A 23,157-nucleotide genomic window follows, 5' to 3' on the forward strand; every position below is an offset into this window, starting at 1 on the left:
CCGATTCCCATGACGGCATCCAGCCACGGCCGCCGCGCAGGACTGATGTCCTGCGCGGCGTCCGCGCTTCTCCTGCTCTCCGGGTGCACCGGCACAGCCAGCCCGGAGGCCGGAGCACCCACGGGTACAACGACGGCGTCCCCGTCGATCACACCGTCCCCGTCGCTTCCGCCGGGCCCGGCCCCCGATCCCAGCCAGTCCGCCGCCCCGGCAGCGGATCAGCCACCGGTCCTGGCCCCGTCCGCCCCCGTGTCCTTGTCCATCCCGGCCACCGGCACCGACTCCACGCTCCTGCACCTGGGGCTGCGGGAGGACGGTTCCCTCGACGTTCCGCCGGAGCAGCCGGGCTCGCCGGCGAGCTGGTACACGGGCTCGCCCACTCCCGGGGAACGCGGCCCTGCGGTCCTGCTGGGTCACGTCAACGCCACTGACGGCGGTGAGGGCGTCTTTGCGGGCCTGCGTACCTTGAAGCCCGGTGACCGGCTCGAAATTGCTCGGGAAGACGGGACCACGGCGGCGTTCGTCGTTGACCGCGGGGAACAGTACGGCAAGGATACGTTCCCGACGCTTGAGGTTTACGGAAACACACCCGGCGCGGAACTCCGCCTCGTCACCTGCGACGGCTTCGACCCCGCGACCGGAACCTTCGACGACAACTACGTCGTGTACGCAACCCTCGCCCGCTGAACCTGTCCCTCCTGGCCGCAGGAGGGACAGCGTCGGATACCCCCTCTCCCGTCCCGTAGCCCGGCCTGGCTGCGTGCTAGGGTCATGTGCGATACGTATCTGTTGGCTCGGGGGGGACCATCACTTACTCCTTCCCGGGTCCTCGCTGACACCTGGGGGAGTCGTGAAACACTGCACGTCCTGCGGCGCTGAACTACAGCCGCACTGGAAATTCTGTACCAACTGCCAGGCGCCGCAGCCTGCAGAGACGGGCAGCGAAACCACCGCAACGCCGGCAGCGGAAGCCGGCTCTCCTCAGCCCGACGAGTTCCAGACGCAGCAGTTCGAGCAGCCTCCCGCACAGCAGGCGCAGCCCACTACGACGGGTATTCCTGCGGCGCCGACCTCGGTATTCGATCCGCCTGTGGCGGCCCCCGCGCCAAGCCTTGCCCACTCCGGGTCAGTCCAGGGCAGTCCAGTCGCCGCAGGTCCTGCTGACGGTGGATCGAACGACGGCGGACCCTCCGGTCCGCAGGGACCCGCCGGATCCGGCGCACCGTCGTCGGGCGGCAAGAAGCGCTCCCGCAGGACGATCATCCTGGTCTCCGTGCTGGCCCTCCTCGTCGTCCTGGGCCTGGGGGCGTTCCTCTTCGTACAGAACATGATCCGCGGCGGCGCCGGGTCCGCGGAAAGCGCTGCGGACAAGATGATGGAGGCCATTGAGTCCAAGGACTTCATCGGACTGGCCACCATGGTCCCGCCGGAAGAACGCGAACCGCTCCAGCGCCTCCAGGAACATCTGATGGACAAGGCCGAGGAATTCCGGCTGGAGGATGCGATCAACAAGGTCGCCGACGAAGAAGCGGAACTCGACGATGACCTGACTTTCGACGGCATCAGCATCACGTTCGACGGCGTGGAGCCCGAGATTACCGAGATTGACGATTCCACCGCGCTGATCAAGTACACCTCCGGTGAGGCACGGTTCCAGCTGGATCCGGCGGAAACCACCGGAGCCATCCGCTCCGCACTCGAGGCCTCCGGCCACGAGGACGAGGGAAAGATCGATGAAACCGTCCAGCTCAACGAACTGGGACCGGACGGCTCTCCGCTGACCCTGGTGGCCACCGAACGCGGCGGCCGGTGGTACGTGAGCCCGATGTACAGCATCACCGAAATGGTCAGCGAGAGCGAAGGCTATGACCATGGCAGCATTCCCGAATCAGCGGGCGGAAGCGACAGCCCGGCTGCAGCAGCGCAGGCCGCAGTGGAAGCAGTACCGGATGTGATGTCCGAAGGAAGCGTGAATCCGCTGGCCGGGACGCTGTCCATCCACGAAGGCAGCCTGCTGTTCCTCTACCAGGATCTGTTCGACGACGCCCTGGCCGGGGCGGGCGGGGAAGAGCTGAACATCGCCGACGTGCGCTTCACGGAAGGCGAGAAGGACGGCGACCGTGCCGTCGCCGTCGTCGAGAACATCACTGTCGAAAGCGAATACGGCGACAAGCTCACCCTGACCGGCGACTGCATCGAGGGCGAGCGGGAATCCGACAGCATCTGCTTCGGCGATTCCGGTTACTCCATTGAGCCTTCCATGCAGATGCTGGGCGGCGCGAAGATCATGAGCCTGACCACCATCAAGGAGGACGGCGAGTGGCGGGTGAGCCTGGGGCACACCGTCACCGACTGGATCATTAACTGGACCGATTCCTTGACCCGTGAGCAGGCCCTGGCCATGCTGCAGCTGGCGAATGCAGAGGACGCCACCGGAGATATCAGCATGGAGGAAACCACCGAGGTGGAGTTCAACTCGGCCGGCTTCGCGGTCCTGGACCTCACGGTGGATGAGGATATTGCGCTGAGTTCGGAAGACGAATATGAGTTCGGCTCCATGTCGGTGTACTCCGCTGACGGCAAGGACTTCGTCGGCGACCTGGGGTACGGCGATGAAATTCCCGCCGGGGATTACAAGCTCGTGGTCTTCGCCGGTTCGGAATGGCAGGAGGAGTTCGCCGAAAAGGGCAAGGACTTCGAGTACTCCTCCGAGCTGACCCTCGTTGAGGATAAGCCGTACGACTTCGACTCTTCGGATTCCTCGTCGGATTCCTCATCGGATGACTCGGATTATTCTGACTCGGCGGAATCCCTGCCGTCCGGCTCGTACATCACCAGCGACTTCGGTGTGCTTACCACCGTGTCCCCGGAAGATTCCGTGAAGAGCCACACCATCCCGGGCATTGACGTTGCAGCCGATTTGGAGATCAGTGCCATCGGCTCATCGAGCGCTTCCATGGTGCTGGGCATCACGTTTGACGGTAAGGAACAGAAGCTTGAAATCCCGAAGGGCGGGACGGACACGACCGAGCTTGCCATTGCCTACCCGAACGACGGCAAGGACCACGAGCTGAAGGTCCAAATACTGTCCACAAGTCCCGAGAGCGAATCCGAGCTTGTGAGTTATACGGTCGCGCTCAAGACGAAGTAGCAGGCGCCCCGGCGCGGGCGGTTCAGCCCGCGCCGGGTCTGCCGGAGAACCGGCCTCAAATGATTTTTGAACATCCAAGGAAGGCGTTATGAAATTCTGTCCCGAATGCGGCAAACAACAAGAACCGGGGGGTCGGTTCTGTGCGGAGTGCGGTTACGCCGTCGGCGCCGCACCCCTTGCCTCCGCGCCTGTTACCTCCGCGCCTGCTGTCGAACCCCAGATACCGGTGGCCGGGACACCGGACGCCGGGCCCACAGTAGAGCCGCAGCTCGCCGCCGTCGGGCCGTCCGGCCAGCCGGTCCAGGGCTACGGTGCGCCCGGCCAGCCGCCTTACGGCCAGCACGGCCAGCCGCCTTTTGGGCAGCCAGGCCAGCCGATCCAGCAGCAGCGTCAAGAGCAGCAGTATCCGGGGAACAGCACCTCCGGTTACGGCCAGGTTCAGGCGCCTACGCAGGTCGGAGCCAAGCGGCCGTCCGCCTTTGCCGGAGTTCCGGTCAGCGATTACGTCCGGGACGGCCTAGCTGTCCTGGCCCTCTTCGCCTCACTGTTCATGACCTGGTCCAGCGGGAGCAGTTACGAGGACGACGGCAGCAAAGCCGGTACCCGCGTTGATGTACTGCTGATTACCCTCCTCAGCATCCTCTCCGTGGGCGTCAGCTACCTGTGGCGTGCCGGCGTATTCGGCCCCACGATCGGCTACCGCAGGATCCAGGACATCCGGCTCCTCGCCAATCTTCCGTACGTCCTTCTGGTGCTGGTCTACTTTGCCCTGAGCATGCTCTCGGAGTTCGGGTTCGACGGCGTCCGTTACCTGGACGGAGCCGTCGCCTTCGGTCTCGCCGGTGCCCTCCTCGCGGCACAGCCACGACGCGGAGAGATCGCTCCCGGCGATGTTGATGCGGCCCGCCACCGGCGCTGGCTGTTCGTGATGCTGGGCATTGTAGGTTTGGCGGCTGTCACCACCATGGTGCAGGTCATCACCTTTGCCCTCAGTGCGGCGGACTACGCCAGCGCGGCCTCCGACAGCTTCTGGGCGTACATGGTCGCGCAGTCCCTTGCCGCCCTCCTTTCGGTTGCGGTCCTTGCACTTGTTGCCCTAAAGGTCTTCCTCGGGTCCGACGCATGGCGCTTCACCGGTGTGGCGCTCGGTGTTGGCGCTGCCTTCCTTTCCGTGCTGGTACTCCTAGGTGTGGACTCGGTTGGGTTGGGCTACTTCCCGGGATCGGCATGGTTCTCCATCCTGTTGTGGATGGCCTTCGGCGCTGCGGTTTCCGCTCCGTCCGTCGCCCGCACCACCCACCGCACTGCCGTAGCCCCGGGGGACCGCCTCACTGCCCTCCGGCCGGTACTGGTCCTGACGCTGATCCTGGCGTCCGCTCTGGCGGTATTAATGCTGGTTGGCCTGGGCCAGACCGTGGTGGAGGACCTGGACGGCGTGGCCACCTGGTCAGTCGGGCTGGTTCTCGCGCTCCTGCTGGCCGCCGCCACCGTGGTGGTCGTCAAGCTCGCTGGCCGCGACGAGCGTTCCGCCTTTGTGATGGGCAGCGTGTATGCCGGTGCCGTGTTTGTCCTGTCTCTGATCCTGATGATCCTTTTCGAAGTGCAGGACTTTGACCAGGCTTCTTCGATGGAATATGTACTGCTGCCCACCGGAAGCGTCCGGCAGCTGATTATGGTGCTCGCCTGGGTGATGCCGTTTGCGGCTCTGGCGGTGCTGTGGCTGGAGAAGGCTTCGCGCGCACACTTCAAATCGCTGCCGGCCTCCGGCAACACCGTCAACGGGTTTGCCTTTGAAGGGGCACCGGCACAGGCTCAGCAGCCGGGCATTCCGACGCCGCAGGCCTTCTATGCAGGTCAGCAGCACCAGATCCCGCAGCAGGGCCAGCCGGTCCAACAGCAGCCGGCTCCCGCCACCGCTGCACAGGAATCAGCAGTTCCGGCAGTAGAGGTGCATGAACCGACAGCTCCCGTTGAGGAGCCGGCGGTTCAGCCGACGCACGCCCAGGAACAGGCTCCGGTTCAGGGATCAGCTCCCGCCCAGGAACAGGCTCCGGTTCAGGACGCCGCAGCCGAGCCGGCCCCGGCGCAGGACGAAGAGGACACCGTTCGGCCTACGCCGGCCGCTGACCCCGATGCCGCACTGCTGGCCGAAGCGGCCGATCCGGCCACGCCCCTCACCCGGCTCCAGGAACTGGCGACTCACCCGCGCGCACGGGTGGCCGTTGCAGGCAACCCGTCCACCTACCCGGCATTGCTGGCCTGGCTGAGCCAGCTCGGGGACCCGGCAGTGAACGAAGCACTGGGTCGACGGTAATCAAGTACTAAGCGGCGGCCGGCGTCGCTGGCACGGGAAACCTCACTCCTGTCAGCGACGCCGGCCGCCGGCGTTTAATATCCACCAGCTCCGAGGGGCGCTTATGAAGAAGTCCATACGACGCGCGGCAGGGATCGCCGGCGCGGCGGTACTGCTCGCCGGGTGCTCGACACCGACTGCAGCCGGACCGCTGCCGAACGGTACGGCAACGGCGTCGCCACCGGCAGCCCCAGGCACGGCCTCCGGCCCGGCGTCGACACCGGCAGCCCCGTCCCCACCGCAGCCGGAACCGCCCCTGCCCTCCGGCTGGCTGGCGCAAATAACGGGCGACGCCGGACGCCTGGCCATTCTCGGAGACTCCTTCGCCGCGGGGGAGGGAGCCGGCGACTACCAGCCGGCGGTGCCCGGCCGCGGGGATTCCTGCCACCGCAGCCTCTACCCGGCGGGGGCCGAGTTGTTTGCCCCGGAAAACATCGCAAACCTGGCGTGCTCACGGGCCACCACCGGGCATCTGGCAGCTCAACAACGCCTGGAAAAAACGAATGAAACCGGCGCGGACACCGTTCCTGCCCAGCTGGAGCAGCTGCAGGGCTTCGACCCCACGCTGGTGGTGCTTTCCGTGGGCGGCAACAACCTCGACTTCGCCGGAATCCTGCAGGCCTGCCTGCTGGAAGCCACACCCTGCAGCGACAATCCCGGACTGAGCGCGCACGCGGAAGCGGAGCTGGCTTCGCTCCTCCCGGACCTTGTCGACGGATATGACCAGGTGGCGGCCGCAGTCCCCGCCCCCGTACTGGTGCTTCCCTACCCCCAGCTATTTGACGAGCCCGACAGCGACTGCGGCCGGCTTACCACCGAGGAACAGCGCTTCGGGAGGAACCTCATCACCAACCTGAATGCCGTCATCCGGTCCGCCGTGGACAGCTCGTCCGCTCCGAATGTGTACTACGTGGACGCCGTCGAAAACGCGCTTGCCGGCCACGGTGCCTGCAGCCAGGAGCCTTTTGTGCATGCGGCGGATGTGTCCGGGCTGCTGCAGGCGGCCGATTCCCCCACCGCCAACCAGGAGCTGCTGCATCCCACGTATGAGGGCTACCGCGCCATGACACGGGAGCTGGTCCGCTGGGCCGCCGTACACCCGGCGCCATAGTGAGCCACATCACGGCAAAGCCCTGCGCCTGCGTAATACTAGGAGCGTCGGCAAGGACGCCGGCAGGAACGAAAGGACAAACGCATCGTGACGGAACCCCCGCAGCAGACCTCGGCGTTCGAAGGATTCACCACGCTCCGGGTCACGGAGAGCGCGGACCGCATCCACGTCCAGCTGCACCGTCCCAAAGTCCGCAACGCCATTGACGCCGCCATGGTGGTGGAACTGCATACGGTCTGCGCCGAACTGGAGCGCCGCCCGCGGGTGCTGATCCTCTCCGGCACCGAAGTCGGCGGAAAAGGAATCTTCGCCTCCGGAGCGGACATCACCGAGCTGCGCGAACGCCGCCGTGATGACGCCCTGGCCGGCATCAACTCCGGCCTCTTCACCCGGATGGGCGCCCTGCCGCTGCCCGTGATTGCCGCACTGGACGGATTCGCGCTGGGCGGCGGCGCGGAACTGGCCTACGCCGCGGACTTCCGGATCGGCACCCCCCGGCTGAAGATCGGCCAGCCCGAAGCGGGGCTCGGAATCATGGCAGCCGCCGGCGCCACCTGGCGGCTGAAGGAACTGGTGGGGGAGCCGCTGGCCAAAGACATGCTGCTGGCCGGGCGGATTCTGTCCGGGGAGGAGGCCCTGGCCGTCCGGCTGATCACTGAACTCCACCACCCGGCCGGCCTGCTGCCCGCCGCCCATGCGCTCGCGGACCGCATCACCGCACAGGATCCGCTGGCCCTGCGACTGACCAAGGCGGCCTTCGCCGCCCCGCGTGAGGCGCATCCGCTGATCGACAACCTCGCCCAGGGCATCCTGTTTGAATCCGAGGCGAAATTCGACCGCATGCAGGCCTTCCTCGACCGCAAGGAGAACCCCCGTGAACAGCGCTGACAACATGCCAGCCCGGGTGGGGGTGCTGGGCGGCGGCCGGATGGGAGCCGGCATCGCCCACGCCTTCCTCCTGGCCGGCGCCGAGGTGGTGGTCGTCGAACGCGACGGGCAAGCGGCCGACGCCGCCCGCACCCGGGTCAGCGGCTCCGCCGCCAAGAGCGTGGAACGGGGAGACACCGATCAGGCTCCGGAGCAGGTCACCGCCCGGGCATCCTATGCAGTGGACTACGCAGCGTTTGCCGGCTGCGGTCTGGTGGTGGAGGCAGTGCCGGAGGACTTCGCGCTGAAGTCCGCGGCCCTGCGCGCGGTCGAGGAACAGCTCGACGACGGCGCCTGGCTGGCCACCAACACCTCCTCCCTGTCCGTGGACCGGCTGGCTGCGGACCTGCTGCGGCCGGAGAATTTCTGCGGGCTGCACTTCTTCAACCCGGTGCCCGCCTCCCGGCTGGTGGAACTGGTCCTCGGCGCCAAGACGTCCGAGAACCTGGCCGCCAGCGCACAGGGGTGGATCGAAGCCCTGGGTAAGACCGCCGTCGTCGTCCGCGATGCGCCCGGCTTTGCGTCCTCACGCCTCGGCGTTGCCATTGCGCTGGAGGCCATGCGGATGGTGGAGGAAGGCGTGGCGTCCGCCGAGGACATCGATGCAGCCATGACGCTGGGCTACCGCCACCCCACCGGACCGCTGCGCACCACGGACCTGGTGGGACTGGACGTGCGGCTGGGGATTGCCGAGTATCTGCATTCCACGCTGGGGGAGCGCTTCGCGCCGCCGCAGATCCTGAAGGACAAGGTGGCACGGGGCGAACTCGGGCGGAAGACCGGCCAGGGGTTCTTCAGCTACGAATAGCCCGCTCCGGCGCCACCGTCTCCAGGAAGGTCCGGACCATGGCGGGGTGGTCCAGAGCCATGGCCACCGAAATGACCGGTGCCGGAGCGAGCAGCCCGTGCACCGCGTCTTCGCCGGCGATCCTCCTCCGGTCCACCAGGGTCTGCCCGCGGCTGTGCCCGGTCAGCTCCACCCGCACCGGATACTCCTCCAGCACCACGGTCTCCGGCGCCGCGATCAGGCAGGCGGCTCCGGCGTCGCCGATCGTCATGGGATCGAGGGTGCCGTCATTCGCGCTCACCCGGGGAAGCGGTTCCGCGCCGATGACCCCGCCGGCGGCCCTGGTCCGCGCGCCCGAGGCCAGCAGTTCGCCCACGAGCCGTGCCCCGGGATCCGACGAAGCTTCCAGTTTCAGGAACTGCGGCGCGGTGAGGGTTGCCAGCATAAAGACGTCCAGCCCGTACATGGTCACCGGCACACCGCTGCCCAGCACCACCGCCAGCGCCTCGGGATCGTGCCAGGCATTGAACTCCGCATGCGAGGTGGCATTGCCGATCCCGGCGGACCCGCCCATAAACACAATCCGCTCCAGCTTCCGGGCGGTGAGCGGGTAGGCGCGCAGGAACACCGCCAGGTTGGTCAGCGGGCCGATCCCCAGCAGGGTCACCGGCTCCGGAGACTCTTCGATGGTGCGGTGCAGCAGTTCGACGGCGGCCAGCGGCGAGGCCAGCGTGCTGCTGGCCGGCAGCTGCAGCCCGCCGATCCCGTTGGCACCGTGGAAGGCGTGCGCATTGCGGGGCTCGTTGATCAGCGGCCGCTCCGCCCCGCGGGCCACCGGCACGTCCGGCCGCCCGGCAAGGTCCAGCACGTCCAGGGTGTTGCGCAGGACCTGGTCGACGTCGGTGTTCCCCGCCACGCAGGTCACGGCCCGCAGGTCGATGCGCGGGCTGCGGGCCAGGAAGGTCAGGGCCAGGGCATCGTCCACTCCGGTGTCGACGTCGGCAATCACCGGGATGCGGCGCGGCTGTTTCGGGGAGGAAGAGGAATGCACGGCGCCGTCTTTCGCTTAAGCTGCTGGGAATTGAAGGTGGTTAGAGAATTAAACACCGCGGTTCTTCGCAAAGGGGAAAAGCATGCCGAATACGCTTCCGCCGGACACCGTTGCTGTCCTCGGCGGCGGAGTGCTGGGACTCTCAACCGCGGTGCAGCTGCTGCGCGGCGGTGCGGATGTGCTGCTGGTGACGGAGGCGGAGGTAGGCAGCGGTGCCTCCGGGCGCTCGCTGTCCTGGCTGAACGCCGGCGGCGGCTACGGGGAGGACTACTACCTGCTGCGGATGGCCGGCATCGACCGCTACCGGACCCTGCTGGCACGGAACCCCGGCCTCGACTGGCTGGCCTTCGACGGCGGCCTGTACTGGGACGATGATCCGTTCACCGTGGTCGAGCGGCACAACAGCCAGACCCGGCAGGGCTACGACGCCCGGATGCTGGAACGCGAGGAGGTCCCCGGCGCCGTAGCCGGAGTGGAGCCAGGTGTGCTGCCGCACCGGGTGCTGGTCAATCCGGGGGAGGGCTGGGTGTCGCTGCCGCACCTGGTCCGGCACCTGGCCGAGGAGTTCACGCTGCGCGGCGGCATCCTGATCGAACACGCGGGTCGGTGCACGCTCACCCGCGGCACTGTTCCCGATGCTGTTCCCGGCGCTGTTCCCGGCGCTGAAGGCACCGACGACGGCATCAGGGTGCGCGGGCTGCGCACCGCCGGCGGGGAAGAATACGCGGCCGGCGCCGTCGTCGTCGCCTGCGGGGCCGGCACCTCGGCGGTGCTGGCCGAGGCCGGAGTGCAGCTGCCCGACGCCTCGGACCCGGCGATGCTGGTGATCAGCGAACCTGTGGAGCACGGGCTGCGGGCTGTGCTGAACACTCCGCGGATCTCGCTCCGTCCGCATCCCGGCGGACGGCTCGCCATGGACTCCACCTGGTATCTGGACCGGGTGGAACGCCGCGCCGACGGCAGCTGGAGCGTGGATCCGAAGTTGCCGGCCGAGCTGGCGGCGGAAGCGACCCGGGTGCTGGCCGGGCATCCCGAGGTGGTGCCGCAGAGCTGGCATCCCGGGCTGAAGCCGGTGCCCGGGGACGGCGAGCCCGTGCTCGGTGAGCTGGCCGCGCTGCCCGGCTGCTGGGCAGTGTTTACCCATTCCGGGGCCACACTGGGCCTGATCGCGGGGGAGCTCGTCGCCGACGAGATCCTCACCGGCCGCCGGCATCCGCTGCTGGCACCGTTCCGGGCCGAGCGTTTCGGCTTCGGCTGGGACTCCTAAGCGGGGGATTCCTAAGCCTGGGACTGCTAAGCCGGATGCGGCGCGGCCAGCACCGGAGCGAAGGCCAGTTCCGCGGCGCCCACCAGCAGCAGCTCGGAACGCAGCGCCGCCCGGCGCAGCTGCACCCGCTCGCCCAGGCCGGCCACCGCCTCGGCGGCAACAGCTCCGGTCAGGCGTTCCGGATTGGCAGCAAACAGGGTGCCGAGGAAACCGCCCAGGACAATCGCGTCCGGGTTGAAGATGTTGACGAAGTTCGTCAGTGCCACTGCCAGCTGATCCAGCTGCCGGTCCACCTCCGCGTTGACGGAATCATTCCGGGGTTCGGCCATTGCGGCGTCCAGGGTGTCCTGATCGGCGCGGTCCAGATTCAGCGCGTCCAGCAGCCGGGCCAGGTTCACTTCGGTTTCCAGGCAGCCGCGACGGCCGCAGTGGCACGAAGCGCCGGCGCTGTTGACCTGCGTGTGCCCGAGTTCGCCCGCGTAACCGTCCGCTCCGCGCAGCGGTGTGCCGGCAACGATGATCCCGCCGCCGATCCCGCTCGCGCTGCCGTTGAGGTACACGGTGTTTTCCGTGTCGACGGCGGCACCGAACAGGGTTTCGGCCACCGACCCCAGCGTGGCGTCGTTGCCGGCGAAGACCGGCAACGCCAGTGCCTGGGCCAGGGGAGCGGCCAGCGGTTCGTTCCGCCAACCCAGATGCGGGGCCAGCAGCACCTGTCCGTCGGAGGTTCGGGTGAGTCCGGGCACGGCCACGCCCACGCCGGCAATCCGGTCCATGGCGGCCAGATCCGGAGCCATCCCGGCGAGCACGGCGCGGGTGATGCTGACTGTTTCATCCACGCTCGGCGGCGAGACGGTGTCATGGCGGACCCGGCGGTGCACCCGGCCGCCCAGGCCCACGAGGCCCACGGTCACGGCGTCGACGTCGGGGTGGACCACCACGGCAGCCACCCGCTCATTGGGATGGACCAGCGGACTCGGCCGCCCGACGCGTCCGGCGGGCGGATCCGTCTCATAGGCCAGCCCCATGGCGGCCAGATCTGTTGCCAGTGCGCCGACGGTGGAGCGGTTAAAGCCCGTGAGGCGGGTCAGGTCCGCGCGGGAAAGCGGGCCGCTCCGGTGCAGCAGGGTCAGGATGCGCGAAAGGTTGGCGGAGCGCAGGTTGTCCGTGCCGCGACCTGCCGGTGCGGACGCGCTGATAATGCTGCGTTCCACTCTGCGTTTCCCCTCCCTGTCGCTGTCCCTTCCAGCCTACCCGCCGGCGGACGCCTTTAGTTGGACATGGCAACAAAATCCTGCGGGAAGCCCGCGACCGTCCGGATTGTCCCGGTCGAAAGCCCGGCAGGCATTGACATGCGAGCAGTGTCACAATATGTTGTTGGTTCCAACTAATACTTCATCTGGAGCTAACGTGACAATGACGCCATCGCCTTCCGACCGTTTTACCTTCGGCCTCTGGACCATCGGCTGGACCGGAACCGATCCGTTCGGCACTCCCACCCGCGCGGACCTGGACCCCATCAAGGGCATGCACAAGCTCGCGGAACTAGGTGCCTACGGGGTGACCTTCCACGACAATGACCTGATTCCCTTCGACGCCACGGCGCAGGAGCGGGAACTGATCCTGAAGAACTTCACCGACGCGTTGGCGGAAACCGGCCTGAAGGTTCCCATGGTCACCACCAACCTGTTCAGCCACCCGGTGTTCAAGGACGGAGGCTTCACCTCCAATGACCGCTCCGTGCGACGCTTCGCACTGCGCAAGGTCCTGACGAACATCGATCTGGCCGCGGAACTCGGCGCCGAAACCTTCGTGATGTGGGGCGGCCGTGAAGGCAGCGAGTACGACGGATCCAAGGACTTCGCCGCAGCATTCGATCGGATGAAGGAAGGCGTGGACACTGTTGCCGGCTACGTCAAGGAAAAGGGTTACAACCTGCGCTTGGCGATTGAGCCCAAGCCGAACGAGCCGCGCGGCGACATCTTCCTGCCGACCATCGGCCACGCGCTGGCTTTCATCAGCCAGCTGGACAACGGCGACATTGTCGGCCTGAACCCGGAGACCGGTCACGAGCAGATGGCCGGGCTGAACTTCACCCACGGCATCGCCCAGGCCCTGTGGTCCGGCAAGCTGTTCCACATTGACCTCAACGGCCAGAAGTCGATCAAGTTCGACCAGGACCTGGTGTTCGGACACGGCGACCTCACGAGTGCCTTCTTCACCGTGGACCTGCTGGAAAACGGCTTCCCCAACGGTGGTCCGCGTTACGAAGGTCCGAGGCACTTCGACTACAAGGCCTCCCGCACCGAGGGCTACGAGGGTGTCTGGGAATCGGCCAAGGCCAACATGGGTATGTACCTGATGCTCAAGGAACGCGCCCTGGCGTTCCGCGCCGATCCGGAGGTGCAGGAAGCCCTGCAGTACTCCGGTGTTACCGAGCTGGGCCAGCCCACGCTGGCTGCCGGTGAGTCGGTTGCGGACCTGCTTTCCGACACGGCGTCCTTCGAGGACTTCGACGCCAACGCTGCCGCGGAACGCGACTTTGGCTTTGTGAAGCTGAACCAGCTGGCACTGGAACACCTGATGGGTGCCCGCTAAGCTGCCTGCGCACGGCGCCGCACACCACTGAATCGTGCTGCCGTCGGCTCTCCTTGGGGGGAGAGCCGGCGGCAGCGCCCTTTGAAAGGCTCACCACCATGCCCCTCGTTGCCGGAGTCGACAGCTCCACCCAGTCCTGCAAAATAGTCATCCGCGACGCACACACCGGCGCACTGGTGCGCGAGGGCACGGCCCGCCACCCGGCGGGTACCGAGGTTGACCCGGAAGCGTGGTGGGCTGCGTTTCAAGAAGCGGCGGCGGCCGCCGGGGGACTGGACGACGTCGACGCCGTCTCGGTGGGCGGGCAGCAGCACGGCATGGTCTGCCTCGATGAAACCGGTGCAGTTGTCCGCCCGGCCCTGCTCTGGAACGATGTGCGTTCCGCTGCGGCTGCGGACAAGCTCGTTGCCGACGCCGGACCCGACGGCGCCCGCTACTGGGCCGAGACCACGGGATCGGTGCCCGTGGCCTCCATTACTGCCACGAAGCTGCGCTGGCTGGCGGAGAACGAACCGGAAAACGCCGCCCGAACGGCTGCTGTCTGCCTTCCGCATGACTGGCTGAGCTGGCGGCTGGCCGGTTTCGGCCCCGGCAGCGGCGCCGAAGGGCTGGCAGCGCTGACCACCGACCGGTCCGATGCCTCCGGCACCGGTTACTGGTCCCCGTCCACGGGGAAGTACCTGCCGGAGGTCCTCGAACAGACCCTCGGCCATGTCCCGCAGTTGCCCCGCGTACTGGGCCCGCTCGAGGCCGGCGGCCGTACCCCGGCCGGTGCCCTGATCGGCCCGGGTGCCGGCGACAACGCCGCGGCCGGACTGGGTGTTGCTGCCGGGGTAGGGGACGTGGTGGTCTCGATCGGCACCTCCGGCACCGTGTTTGCGGTCGCCGACGCTCCGACGTCGGACGCCACCGGTCTGGTGGCCGGTTTTGCCGACGCCACCGGCAACTTCCTGCCGCTGGCCTGCACCCTGAACGCCTCCCGCGTGCTGGACGCCACCGCGGCCCTGCTCGGGGTGGACCTGAATGAACTGACCCGGCTGGCCCTCTCCGCTCCGGCTGGTGCCGACGGTCTGGTGATGGTGCCTTACTTCGAGGGCGAACGCACCCCCAACCTGCCCGATGCCACCGGGTCCCTGCACGGTATGACGCTGCGGAACTTCACCCCGGCGAACCTGGCCCGTGCCGCCGTCGAGGCCGTGGCCTGCTCGCTCGCGGACGGCTTCGCGGCGTTGAAGGACACCGGGGTCTCCGCCCAGCGGGTGATTCTGGTGGGCGGCGCGGCCCGGTCCGAGGCAATCCAGCAGTCCATTGCGGCTGTCTTCGGCCTTCCGGTCACCGTCCCGAGTCCGGGGGAGTACGTCGCGGACGGTGCTGCCCGTCAGGCTGCCGCCCTGCTCACCGGAGCCTGGCCTGCCTGGAACGACGGCGCGTCGGTGGTGGTGACGGCCGATCCCGCCCCCGGGGTGCTGCAGCGTTACCGGCAGGCTGCCGGAACTGCGACGCTGCCGGCAGCCCGGTAGGATCGGCGCATGAGAACCTCTTTCGGCCCCAACGGCCATCCTGTCGAACTGGCTGCCGGGGATTACCGGGCCACCATTTTGCCCGTCGGGGCTGCGCTCGCCGGGCTGACCCGCGGGGGCCGGCACCTGGTGCTGCCGTTGGATCCGGACACCATCCCGCAGGCCTTCACCGGCAAGGTACTGATGCCCTGGCCGAACCGGATTGTCGGCGGCCGCTACACCTTCGAGGGCACCGACTACCAGGTTCCGGTCAATGAACCCGAGACCGGGATGGCCCTGCACGGGCTGGTGGCCTGGGACGCCTGGGATGTTGTTGAATCCTCGCCGGAGCGCGTGGTGCTGCGGCACCGGCTGATGGGCCAGCCCGGGTATCCGTTCCAGCTGGAGCTGGAAGCGGTCTATGCGCTCGACGCCGAGTCCGGGCTGAGTGTGGAGCTCACCGCCGTCAACGCCGGCACCGCGTCCGCGCCCTACGGCGTTTCGGCGCACCCGTACCTCACTGCAGACCAGGTGTCGGTGGACCGCTGTGTGCTGGACGTTCCCGCCGCGCAGGTTCTCGGCGGTCCCGAGCAGCCCGGCAGGCCGCTGGACCTGAGCGAACTGCGGGACACCGCGGGCACCGTGCTGGCCTTCTCCGCTCCGGAACCGATCGGTGCCCGCACTGCGGACCATGCCTTCACAGGCCTGCCCGACGGCGACTGGCAGGTGACGCTCACCGACCCGGAGACCGGCGTCGGCTCCGTGCTGTCCTCCGTCGGCAAGGATGCACCGTGGTTGCAGGTCTACTCCGGCGAGAAGATGGACCGCCTCGGCGTCGCCGTCGAACCGATGACCTGCCCACCGGACGCCTTCAATTCCGGGGAGGGCCTGATTGTGCTCGCTCCCGGTGAGGAGCATCGACTGGCTTACCGGATCGCTGCTGCCTAACCGCCGGGCTGTCCTGTTTCCTGACGGGAAACCGGCCTACCCTTTGAGGTATGACTCAGGATCCCGTCGAGTCCAATCCCGACCATTACAAAGTGGTGTTCGAAAACGATCGCGTGCGCGTGCTTGAGTACCGCGACAGTCCCGGCCATACCAGCGTTATGCATCGGCATCCGGACAGCGTGATGCTCACCGCCAGTCCCTTTCGGCGGCGGTTGCACTCGGGCGGGGGACCCGGGGTAGTACCGGGACCAGGACCCGGAGCAGGTCCGGGAGCCGGTCCCGGGCCGTTGCCGGGGCCGGGCGGACCGGCTCCCGCTCCGGGCGGACCGACTCCCGCCCCGGGCGGCGGAATGGACGTGGAACTGCCCGCGGGTGCCGTTCGTTGGCTTCCCGCCCAGGAGCACTACGGTGAAAACACTGGAGAGACGGACACCCATGTGTTTTTCGTGGAGCTGAAGGAACCGGACCCGTCGGGGGAGATGCCGGGCGGGGCCGGGCCTGCCGGCCTCTGACCTGCTCTTTCAGCCGCTGTAGACTTCCCGGATGCAAACCCTGGAGACCGCTCGGCTGACTCTTCGCCCCTTCACCGCCGAGGATGCGGATTTCGTTCTCGATTTGTACTCCCGCATGGAGGTGCAGCGTTTTCTCGGCGTCGATCCGAAGCTGATGAGGGATCGGTCCGAGGCGACCACCCTGATCGAGGCATGGACCCGCAGGGACGACGGAACCTGCGGCATCTGGGCGGTACAGGAACAGGACACCGGGAAGCTGGCCGGGACTCTGCTGCTCAAGCCCATTCCGGCGTCGGGACCGGAAAGAAAACCCTCCGGCGACATTGAGATCGGCTGGCATTTCCATCCCGACAGTTGGGGCAAGGGGTACGCGTCGGAGGCCGGTGTGGCTGTGCTGGCACACGCGTTCGCTGCGGGGCTGCCGCAGGTCGTGGCCGTGACCAACCCTGCCAACACGGCGTCGATGCGAGTGTGTAAGAAGATCGGGATGATTCCCCGGGGCACCACGGACCGGTACTACAACACCGTCTGCGAGCTGTTCACGGCCGAGAACCCGGGCTAACCCGCCAGCTGCTTCTGCAGAAATGCCAGCGCCGCGACGTCGTCCTCGATTGCTCCGGCCTCGTGACCATTGAACGGCCAGACCGTCAGCTCCTTCGGCCCGGCGTAGGTGTTGTACGCGGCGTAGACCGTGGACGGGGGAGTGGTGGTGTCCATCAGCGCCACCGAGAACAGTGCCGGGGCGGTGGCCCGCGGCACCAGGTTGACGGTGTCGAAGTAGGCCAGCGTCTCCATCACGGTTTCCACCTGTCCGCGCTGGACCGCGAGGTAGTCCCGGATCTCCCGGTACGGATAGGAATCCGTGACGGATACTGCCCTCGGGAAATCGCTCAGGAACGGCACGAACGCGACGACGGCGGCCACGTCCGGGCAGAGCGCCGACACCGCCAGGGCCAGCGCTGCGCCCTGGCTTTGCCCCAGCACTGCTATCCGCATTGGATCCACCTGCACCGAGGACACCTGCGGCAGGGACCGCATCGCCTCCACCGCGCGCACGGCATCGGTGAACAAACGGCGGTAGTAGTAGGTCTGCGGATCAAGCACGCCGCGGGTCATCATGCCCGGGACCTGCGGGCCGGCGCTGCCCGCGCCGTCGGGGGTGGCGCCCTTGCTCCAACCGGCGCCCTGTCCGCGGGTATCCATCTGCAGGTGGGCAAATCCGGCCGAAGCCCAGAACAGGTTCTCGTGCGCATCGCCGCGTCCGCCGCCATAGCCGACAAACTGCACGACGCCGGGCAGCGGGCCGTCGCTGTCCTCGCGCAGGTTCCGGGCCGGCAGCCGCAGCCAGGCACGGATTGGTTCGCCACCGAAGCCCGGGAACACCACGTCGTAGAGTTCCACGGTCCTCAGCCCGCTGGGATAGGGCGTGACCTCTACTGCCAGCGGATACGTCCGTGCCTCATCCAGGGTCTCTGCCCAGAAACGGTCCAGATCTTCCGGTGCACTGGTGCTGCCCCGGTAGGCGGCGAGCTGATCGGCGGGCAGATCGGAGTACATGCAGCTCCCTGGTTTCGGCGGTGGCGGTGACGCGGTGACACAGTCCAGTAGCGCCACATCCGCGAGGCAGGGCAGCCGCAACGGGTGGTCGACCACTCGGATTGATCCGCTCAGGCTAACACCGGCGGTTCGACGGATATCGCAACTGGATGCCCCGAGCCGCAAGTCTCGGTCCCCGGGGCTCCGCACTCGAATTCTCCGGTTGTCAGAATGGCGGTGCGGGTTCCTGGCCAGGTTCGGTCTGCCGTGAATCCTGTTGCTTGGGACGCCCTCGCCTGGGATCCCCGCGTTGGTACAGGTCCGCATCCGGTGGTCCCAGTTCCAGGAACGGTTCGGTCCGGTACACCCGCCCGGCAGGGGACGTCCACTCAATGACCCCCGGTTCAGGTTGGGCGGCTTTCCAGAAGCCCAGGGTTTTGAACCGGTGGTGCCGGCGGCAGAGGTGTTCCAGGTTTCCGTGTTCGGTGTCCCCGCCTTTCGCCCAATCGGTGGTGTGGTCGATCTCCGTGACCGCGGTGCTGACCCGGCAGCCGGGGAACCGGCAGGTTCCGTCGCGGGCCCTTAACCAGCGGGCCAGTCCTGCGGGGATTTTCCGGCGTCTGCCTACCCCGAGGATCTCTCCGGTGGTTGGGTCCTGGGCTAGCCCGGTCCAATGCACAGCGTTGCGTGCGAGTCTGCGGGCTGCGTCAGCGCTGATCGGCCCGTAGCCGTGCAGTTCGGCAGGCTGCTCATCGGCACCAAACAACGTTTCCGCGTTGATTAACACCATGATCTCCGCCCGCGGCAGAACACCTGCGGAACCCTCTTTGCGTGAATCGCTGTCCGACGCGCGACCTGCCTTCGAGGCACCGTTTTCGCGGGACGAACCAAGCCCGCCCATGAGCAGCTGGGACAGGATGTCGGCACGCAGCTGGTCCGCTGTCCTCGGATCCCCGTCAGCCTGCTCACCCCCAGCCGACGTACACAATGCCGTGTAGATCTGCTGGGCATGCTCGGCCCGTAGATGGGCGGAGAGCCAGGACATGCCGTCCTCGTCGCGTTCCAGGACCACCTTCCGTTTCTCGAAGGCCGTCTGATGCCGTTCGGGGATGGTCTCGGGATAGGTCTGCTCCCGCAGCCGGCGGGCTTTGGCACAGAACTGCGCCCGGGTCACGCCTTCGGCTTTGCCCAGCAGCTCCGCCTCAAACCCGGGAAGCTTCGCGTCGGGAATGCTCTGGCACTGATCCAGGACCACCTGGGCGTGCGCGTAACTGAACCGTCCTTCTTCCAGTCCGGTCAGGGTGGCGGTATGGGTGCTGCAGAGCCTGACCGCTTCGACCATCATTCCCTGCGCGGTGGTCTGCGGAACGTTCAGGATCGCGGCGCATTCGGAGGCGGCGAGGCTGAACGCGATCCCCGGTCCGTCCTTCCCCCATGTGGGTGACAGGTCCTTCCGGAAGAGTTCCTCCATATGGTTGATCGCGCGGGCCTGCTGGGCCTGCGTCTACCGAACCAAATGCGACAGCCGGGCCAACACCTCACCTGTGGCATGTTCGTCGAAGGACTCCAGGTTCGCCATCGCCAGCACCCCGGTGAAACCGTCCGGGAAGCCGTCAACTCCGGTGGCACCTGTGGCGGGCTCTGCAGGTTCAGCGGTAGCCGAGCCGGACGCGGAATCAGGTGCGGGCCCGGGGACGGGAATGGGTGCGTCAAAGAGGGTGGCAGCAGGAGTTGCGGCTGATTCGGTAGACCCGGAGTCGCGGTTGGTGTCCGTGGAAGCGTCAGTGTCGACCTGAGTGCCGTCGTCGTCGGAGCCCGTACCGTCACCACTGACAGCCGGAACCGCCCGATATACCGCCAGCGTGCAGGGCGTGCGCGAAGCATCCTCGTTGCCAGCCGGGCCTGGTGGCTGCTGGTCGTCATGATCCTGCTCTTCGGTTGTCGGTTCGGTGTTCCCGAGCTGATCCATACCCTCAGGATTTCACCCGGCACTGACATTTCCGGGCCGAAAACAGGCCAAAACCGACCCTCCCGAAAATCGAGAATACTCGTCTTTAAAACACCACTACCTACTCGCTAAAACCAACCTCACGATCGCTCACACACCTATAAATCAGAGGCGTGGACAGGAGCGCTAAACGCACCACGGACGCAGAACACGGGCGCCACTTACACAGCTCAAGCAGTGGACGGGAAAACGCCCCAGCAAACGAGGGAAGTCCCGGATTGAAGGTGTCCACAAACGAAACGGGGATGGCGCCGGGCGCAATGGTGGGCGATCAACCAGCCGGAGGAGAGAGAATCTCCACCCGGTTTCCGAACGGATCCCTGCAATGGAACCGTTCATATCCCTCGAAAGTGTGCCGGTCCGTCCAGGACACCTCGAATCCGTGCGCCTGCAGCCGGGTGCCCAGCTCCTCCAGCGCGTGGGCAGAGTCCAGCACGAGTGCGGGATGCGCCTTCTTCGCAGGAACAAACGGCGAATCAATGCCCAGATGGATTTCGGCAACCACGGCCTCGCCGTCGAACGCCCGGAACCAGCAGCCGCCACGCCCGGCCAACGAGGGCGGCTTGGGCACCTCAGTCAGCCCCAGCGCCTCGCCGTAGAATCGCCGGGCCGAGTCCTCGCCGTCGGCAGGTATTGAAACCTGGACGTGGTGCAACCGCATATTTCCCCCAGATCGGTATGTGGACTGAAACCCTGCAACAGGTATTCACGCCCCGTCAGCCTAGCGTTCACTGACCGGCAAACGCGGGTAATCAGCGTGGCACACCTGCCTCCGTGGCCACTGACACGGAATTCGGCCGGCTCCACGCGGCAGGTCTAGGATCGACGAGGACAAGCCCCGATTCCGGAGGCGCGGAAAACAATATGTGCGAAGTGTGACGAGGTAGCCGCCAGGTGGCAGACAAAACAGGACCGACGGCACTTCTCATTCCGCTGGTGGTGGGGCACCGCGGAAACAGCGGTTCGGCGCCGGAGAATACGGCAGCAGCATTCATCGAGGCCAGAGCCGCGGGGGCAGACATGGTCGAGACCGATGTGCGCCTGACGGCCGACGGCGAGCTCTTCCTTTTCCACGACAACACGGGCCTTCGTACTACTAACGTCGCGGAGGTGTATCCCCTGCGGGCAAAGGACCCGATCACCTCGTTTACGGCAGGAGAACTCCGGCGGCTCGACGCCGGAGGCCACGTTGCCGGCCAGTACGCAGGGGAGGGCATCATGTTCCTGGCAGACCTGCCGGCAGCGGTGGGCTATGACCTGGGCATCAATCTTGAGGTCAAGGAACCCGCCAGCTCACCCGGCGTTGAACAGGCCATCGCCCGGATGCTGGCTGAACACGATGACTGGCTGCGGCTGCGTGAAACCGAGCGGGTAACGGTCAGTTCCTTCGACCCGGCGGCTGTCCGCAAAGCAGCTGACCTGGGCCTGCCGGCATGGCAGCTGGTAGGCACCGATCCGGATGCCCTGCTCCTGGACGGGCTGGATCCTCGGACGGAGGGAGTGGTAGCCGACCATAGGTCCCTGACCGACGACGGCGCGGCCGCCGTGTGGGCGGCAGGCCTTGGCCTGTGGGTCTACACGGTTAACTCACCCGCAGCCACCGCGGCGGTCCTTGCACTGGGCGTTGACGCGGTGATTACCGATTTTCCGGCAAACCTGCGGGCAACCCTCGGCGGAACCCGGGGACGTTCGGTGGAACCTGCAGCCGGTTAGCAACTCACGGCAGTCCCGCCGGCAAGACAAGGCAGACTGCCAGCCCGCCGGATGTGCCTCCCTTGCCGGAACAAAGGGGGAGTCCACCCCAAGGCCGGAACGTGCCGTTGACCGGCTCCGGAGCTGGTTTCACACTGGGAGCAGCACATGAGCTGTCCGCCCCTCCACTGAAGGCGCTTCCCATGGACAAGAACTTCCTGACCTATCCGGACTGGCAGGCCACGGCCGACACGTTGCACCTGTACCTGCAGGTGGCAGGCAAGGTGAAGCTGGAACGCAGCTATCCGGAACCGGAATGGGGCCATGTACGGATGCCGCTCACGGTCCAGGGTATTGGTACCGGGATCATCCCCGGTCCCGCCGCAAACTTCGAGATTTACTTCAACCTGCGCCAGCACCACGTGGACGTACAGAACAGCAACTACATCCGTACCCGGCTGGAACTCAGTGACGGTCTGAGCGTGGCGGATTTCTACCGCCAGCTAATGGGGGCACTGGATTTCATCGGTGCGCCAACCACCATCAACACCGAGCCGCAGGAATTCTATGACCCGGTGCCGTTCGACGCCGACACCAAGCACGCCACTTACGACAAGCACGCGGTGGAGCTCTTCCTGGACAACCTGCACTTCGCACACCGCAGCCTTGGACAGTTCTTCGGGCCGGTGCGGGGAAAGGTCTTTGCGCCCTCGTACTGGTTCGGCACCATGGACCTCTCGGGGACCATTTTCAGCGGCCAGCCGGAGCCGTACCCGGGCAGTGGCGTAATAGCCGTGAACTGCTTTGACGAGAGGTTCTGCGAGTTCGGCTTCTGGCCGGGGGACCCGTCCTCCACAGAACCCGCGTTCTATGTGATGCCGTACCCGTTCCTCTCCAACATCGGCAGCTACGGGACCATGCTCGCCCCGCAGAAGGCCGAATTCCTCACTCGATCCAGCGAATTCATCCTGACGCTCAAGGACGCCTTCTCCTATGACGATCCGCAGCGGGCGGTAGTGGACTTCTGCCGCACCAGCTTCGACATCCTGCAGCGGATGGACCCCTGGGGAGACATTGAATGGATTACTCAGCCGCTGACCTATGACTGACGGCGCTCGACGGAAAGGTTGATCTTCGTCGCAGGTGCGCCCTGGGTGGGGGTCCGAGGCCAACGGCCGCGGTAGGATTCTGACAACCCGTTGGTAACCCTTGGTTGCCGCGGCAGCATCCGCCACCACCGAGAGAGCACCGATGTCTCCCCGCAAACTGTTCCGCACCCTCGCCCTGGCCGAAGCCGTGACCTGGACCCTGCTCCTTATCGGCATGTTCGCCAAATACGTGCTGGATTTCGAGGCCCTGACGCCGATCTTCGGCGGCCTGCACGGCTTCGTCTTCCTGGCCTACGGCGTTGTCACCCTGTTTGTCTGGGCCAACCAGAAGTGGCCGGCGCGCACCGGCATCCTCGGCCTGGCCACCACGGTGATCCCGTGGGCAACCATTCCCTTTGAGCGGTCAGTGGACCGCCGCGGGATGCTGGCCGGAGGCTGGCGGATGGCTCCCGGCGGCGAAGAGCCGGCCAACGGGGTGGACCGGATCGCCGCCCTCGTGCTGCGCCGCCCGATCGTCGCCGGGATCGTGGCCCTGATAGCCGTGGCCGTGGTCTTCAGCGTCCTGCTCCGCCTCGGCCCGCCCGTTCAGTTGGGGTAAGCGGGGTAAA

The 23,157-nt window shown here is 66.8% G+C and carries 21 protein-coding genes; 15 read left to right on the plus strand and 6 right to left on the minus strand.

What is annotated here, in order from left to right:
* Positions 1 to 9 precede the first annotated feature (9 nt).
* The 6 genes from N2K95_RS03625 to N2K95_RS03650 all read left to right on the plus strand — a co-directional run bounded on the left by N2K95_RS03625 (position 10) and on the right by N2K95_RS03650 (position 8,350).
* Positions 10 to 687, plus strand: coding sequence for a class F sortase (locus N2K95_RS03625; protein WP_260652960.1), 678 nt, complete (start codon positions 10 to 12; stop codon positions 685 to 687).
* A 163-nt stretch (positions 688 to 850) separates the two neighbouring features.
* Positions 851 to 3,151: a hypothetical protein gene (locus N2K95_RS03630; protein WP_260652961.1), complete on the plus strand. Its 2,301-nt coding sequence runs from the start codon at positions 851 to 853 to the stop codon at positions 3,149 to 3,151.
* A 226-nt stretch (positions 3,152 to 3,377) separates the two neighbouring features.
* Positions 3,378 to 5,465 carry a DUF7937 domain-containing protein gene (locus tag N2K95_RS03635; RefSeq protein WP_260652962.1) on the plus strand — a complete coding sequence of 696 codons (2,088 nt, stop codon included), beginning with the start codon at positions 3,378 to 3,380 and terminating at the stop codon, positions 5,463 to 5,465.
* Between the two features lie 103 nt (positions 5,466 to 5,568).
* A complete protein-coding gene (locus tag N2K95_RS03640) occupies positions 5,569 to 6,615 on the plus strand; it encodes an SGNH/GDSL hydrolase family protein (RefSeq protein ID WP_260652963.1) in 1,047 nt (348 codons plus the stop codon).
* Positions 6,616 to 6,702: 87 nt separating this feature from the next.
* On the plus strand, positions 6,703 to 7,503 hold the full coding sequence (locus N2K95_RS03645) for an enoyl-CoA hydratase/isomerase family protein (protein ID WP_260652964.1): 801 nt from the start codon (positions 6,703 to 6,705) through the stop codon (positions 7,501 to 7,503).
* Positions 7,504 to 7,507: 4 nt separating this feature from the next.
* Complete coding sequence (locus N2K95_RS03650) at positions 7,508 to 8,350, plus strand: 3-hydroxyacyl-CoA dehydrogenase family protein (protein ID WP_260653713.1); 843 nt, start codon at positions 7,508 to 7,510, stop codon at positions 8,348 to 8,350.
* Here N2K95_RS03650 and N2K95_RS03655 read toward each other — a convergent pair.
* Positions 8,337 to 9,380 (minus strand): nucleoside hydrolase, encoded by a 1,044-nt coding sequence (locus N2K95_RS03655; protein ID WP_260652965.1) that lies wholly within the window; start codon positions 9,378 to 9,380, stop codon positions 8,337 to 8,339. The two genes, N2K95_RS03650 and N2K95_RS03655, sit on opposite strands and share 14 nt — an antisense overlap.
* An 82-nt stretch (positions 9,381 to 9,462) precedes the next feature.
* Between N2K95_RS03655 and N2K95_RS03660 the strand changes: the two genes are divergently transcribed.
* Entirely contained in the window at positions 9,463 to 10,647 is a 1,185-nt protein-coding gene (locus N2K95_RS03660) for an NAD(P)/FAD-dependent oxidoreductase (protein ID WP_260652966.1), read from the plus strand.
* A 26-nt stretch (positions 10,648 to 10,673) separates the two neighbouring features.
* On the opposite strand, the gene N2K95_RS03665 is transcribed toward N2K95_RS03660, so the two are convergent.
* Positions 10,674 to 11,861: an ROK family transcriptional regulator gene (locus tag N2K95_RS03665; protein WP_260652967.1), complete on the minus strand. Its 1,188-nt coding sequence runs from the start codon at positions 11,859 to 11,861 to the stop codon at positions 10,674 to 10,676.
* Positions 11,862 to 12,063: 202 nt separating this feature from the next.
* Between N2K95_RS03665 and xylA the strand changes: the two genes are divergently transcribed.
* The 5 genes from xylA (at position 12,064) to N2K95_RS03690 (ending at position 16,766) form a co-directional block, all read left to right on the plus strand.
* Positions 12,064 to 13,245, plus strand: a complete 1,182-nt coding sequence (gene xylA / locus N2K95_RS03670; RefSeq protein WP_407080136.1) for a xylose isomerase — start codon at positions 12,064 to 12,066, stop codon at positions 13,243 to 13,245.
* A 98-nt stretch (positions 13,246 to 13,343) separates the two neighbouring features.
* Positions 13,344 to 14,765 (plus strand): xylulokinase, encoded by a 1,422-nt coding sequence (locus N2K95_RS03675; protein WP_260652969.1) that lies wholly within the window; start codon positions 13,344 to 13,346, stop codon positions 14,763 to 14,765.
* 9 nt (positions 14,766 to 14,774) lie between these two features.
* Positions 14,775 to 15,692 carry an aldose-1-epimerase gene (locus N2K95_RS03680; protein WP_260652970.1) on the plus strand — a complete coding sequence of 306 codons (918 nt, stop codon included), beginning with the start codon at positions 14,775 to 14,777 and terminating at the stop codon, positions 15,690 to 15,692.
* 50 nt (positions 15,693 to 15,742) lie between these two features.
* Complete coding sequence (locus tag N2K95_RS03685; RefSeq protein WP_260652971.1) at positions 15,743 to 16,204, plus strand: cytoplasmic protein; 462 nt, start codon at positions 15,743 to 15,745, stop codon at positions 16,202 to 16,204.
* Positions 16,205 to 16,235: 31 nt separating this feature from the next.
* Positions 16,236 to 16,766 carry a GNAT family N-acetyltransferase gene (locus tag N2K95_RS03690; protein ID WP_260652972.1) on the plus strand — a complete coding sequence of 177 codons (531 nt, stop codon included), beginning with the start codon at positions 16,236 to 16,238 and terminating at the stop codon, positions 16,764 to 16,766.
* Here N2K95_RS03690 and N2K95_RS03695 read toward each other — a convergent pair.
* The 4 genes from N2K95_RS03695 to N2K95_RS03710 all read right to left on the minus strand — a co-directional run bounded on the left by N2K95_RS03695 (position 16,763) and on the right by N2K95_RS03710 (position 20,409).
* Positions 16,763 to 17,761 carry an acetylxylan esterase gene (locus N2K95_RS03695; RefSeq protein ID WP_260652973.1) on the minus strand — a complete coding sequence of 333 codons (999 nt, stop codon included), beginning with the start codon at positions 17,759 to 17,761 and terminating at the stop codon, positions 16,763 to 16,765. The two genes, N2K95_RS03690 and N2K95_RS03695, sit on opposite strands and share 4 nt — an antisense overlap.
* Positions 17,762 to 17,966: 205 nt before the next feature.
* Entirely contained in the window at positions 17,967 to 19,211 is a 1,245-nt protein-coding gene (locus tag N2K95_RS03700; protein WP_260652974.1) for an HNH endonuclease signature motif containing protein, read from the minus strand.
* A 33-nt stretch (positions 19,212 to 19,244) separates the two neighbouring features.
* The gene (locus N2K95_RS03705; RefSeq protein ID WP_260652976.1) at positions 19,245 to 19,709 is read right to left on the minus strand and encodes a hypothetical protein; all 465 of its coding nucleotides are present in this window, start codon (positions 19,707 to 19,709) and stop codon (positions 19,245 to 19,247) included.
* 310 nt (positions 19,710 to 20,019) lie between these two features.
* The gene (locus N2K95_RS03710; protein WP_260652977.1) at positions 20,020 to 20,409 is read right to left on the minus strand and encodes a VOC family protein; all 390 of its coding nucleotides are present in this window, start codon (positions 20,407 to 20,409) and stop codon (positions 20,020 to 20,022) included.
* A gap of 233 nt (positions 20,410 to 20,642) precedes the next feature.
* Here N2K95_RS03710 and N2K95_RS03715 point away from each other — a divergent pair, with 233 nt between their 5' ends.
* The 3 genes from N2K95_RS03715 to N2K95_RS03725 all read left to right on the plus strand — a co-directional run bounded on the left by N2K95_RS03715 (position 20,643) and on the right by N2K95_RS03725 (position 23,147).
* On the plus strand, positions 20,643 to 21,461 hold the full coding sequence (locus N2K95_RS03715) for a glycerophosphodiester phosphodiesterase (protein ID WP_260652978.1): 819 nt from the start codon (positions 20,643 to 20,645) through the stop codon (positions 21,459 to 21,461).
* A gap of 182 nt (positions 21,462 to 21,643) precedes the next feature.
* Positions 21,644 to 22,549 carry a DUF5996 family protein gene (locus N2K95_RS03720; RefSeq protein ID WP_260652979.1) on the plus strand — a complete coding sequence of 302 codons (906 nt, stop codon included), beginning with the start codon at positions 21,644 to 21,646 and terminating at the stop codon, positions 22,547 to 22,549.
* A 142-nt stretch (positions 22,550 to 22,691) separates the two neighbouring features.
* Positions 22,692 to 23,147: a DUF3817 domain-containing protein gene (locus N2K95_RS03725; RefSeq protein ID WP_260652980.1), complete on the plus strand. Its 456-nt coding sequence runs from the start codon at positions 22,692 to 22,694 to the stop codon at positions 23,145 to 23,147.
* Positions 23,148 to 23,157: the final 10 nt, after the last annotated feature.

Source organism: Arthrobacter zhaoxinii (assembly GCF_025244925.1).
Classification (GTDB): domain Bacteria; phylum Actinomycetota; class Actinomycetes; order Actinomycetales; family Micrococcaceae; genus Arthrobacter_B; species Arthrobacter_B zhaoxinii.

What these genes read in the sequence shown, in the direction of transcription:
- N2K95_RS03625 (WP_260652960.1), top strand. Translation starts at nt 10, where the DNA reads ATGACGGCATCCAGCCACGGCCGCCGCGCAGGACTGATGTCCTGCGCG.
- N2K95_RS03640 (WP_260652963.1), top strand. Translation starts at nt 5,569, where the DNA reads ATGAAGAAGTCCATACGACGCGCGGCAGGGATCGCCGGCGCGGCGGTA.
- N2K95_RS03650 (WP_260653713.1), top strand. Translation starts at nt 7,508, where the DNA reads ATGCCAGCCCGGGTGGGGGTGCTGGGCGGCGGCCGGATGGGAGCCGGC.
- N2K95_RS03660 (WP_260652966.1), top strand. Translation starts at nt 9,463, where the DNA reads ATGCCGAATACGCTTCCGCCGGACACCGTTGCTGTCCTCGGCGGCGGA.
- xylA (WP_407080136.1), top strand. Translation starts at nt 12,064, where the DNA reads ATGACGCCATCGCCTTCCGACCGTTTTACCTTCGGCCTCTGGACCATC.
- N2K95_RS03675 (WP_260652969.1), top strand. Translation starts at nt 13,344, where the DNA reads ATGCCCCTCGTTGCCGGAGTCGACAGCTCCACCCAGTCCTGCAAAATA.
- N2K95_RS03680 (WP_260652970.1), top strand. Translation starts at nt 14,775, where the DNA reads ATGAGAACCTCTTTCGGCCCCAACGGCCATCCTGTCGAACTGGCTGCC.
- N2K95_RS03685 (WP_260652971.1), top strand. Translation starts at nt 15,743, where the DNA reads ATGACTCAGGATCCCGTCGAGTCCAATCCCGACCATTACAAAGTGGTG.
- N2K95_RS03690 (WP_260652972.1), top strand. Translation starts at nt 16,236, where the DNA reads ATGCAAACCCTGGAGACCGCTCGGCTGACTCTTCGCCCCTTCACCGCC.
- N2K95_RS03695 (WP_260652973.1), bottom strand. Translation starts at nt 17,761, where the DNA reads ATGTACTCCGATCTGCCCGCCGATCAGCTCGCCGCCTACCGGGGCAGC.
- N2K95_RS03700 (WP_260652974.1), bottom strand. Translation starts at nt 19,211, where the DNA reads ATGGAGGAACTCTTCCGGAAGGACCTGTCACCCACATGGGGGAAGGAC.
- N2K95_RS03705 (WP_260652976.1), bottom strand. Translation starts at nt 19,709, where the DNA reads ATGGATCAGCTCGGGAACACCGAACCGACAACCGAAGAGCAGGATCAT.
- N2K95_RS03710 (WP_260652977.1), bottom strand. Translation starts at nt 20,409, where the DNA reads ATGCGGTTGCACCACGTCCAGGTTTCAATACCTGCCGACGGCGAGGAC.
- N2K95_RS03720 (WP_260652979.1), top strand. Translation starts at nt 21,644, where the DNA reads ATGGACAAGAACTTCCTGACCTATCCGGACTGGCAGGCCACGGCCGAC.
- N2K95_RS03725 (WP_260652980.1), top strand. Translation starts at nt 22,692, where the DNA reads ATGTCTCCCCGCAAACTGTTCCGCACCCTCGCCCTGGCCGAAGCCGTG.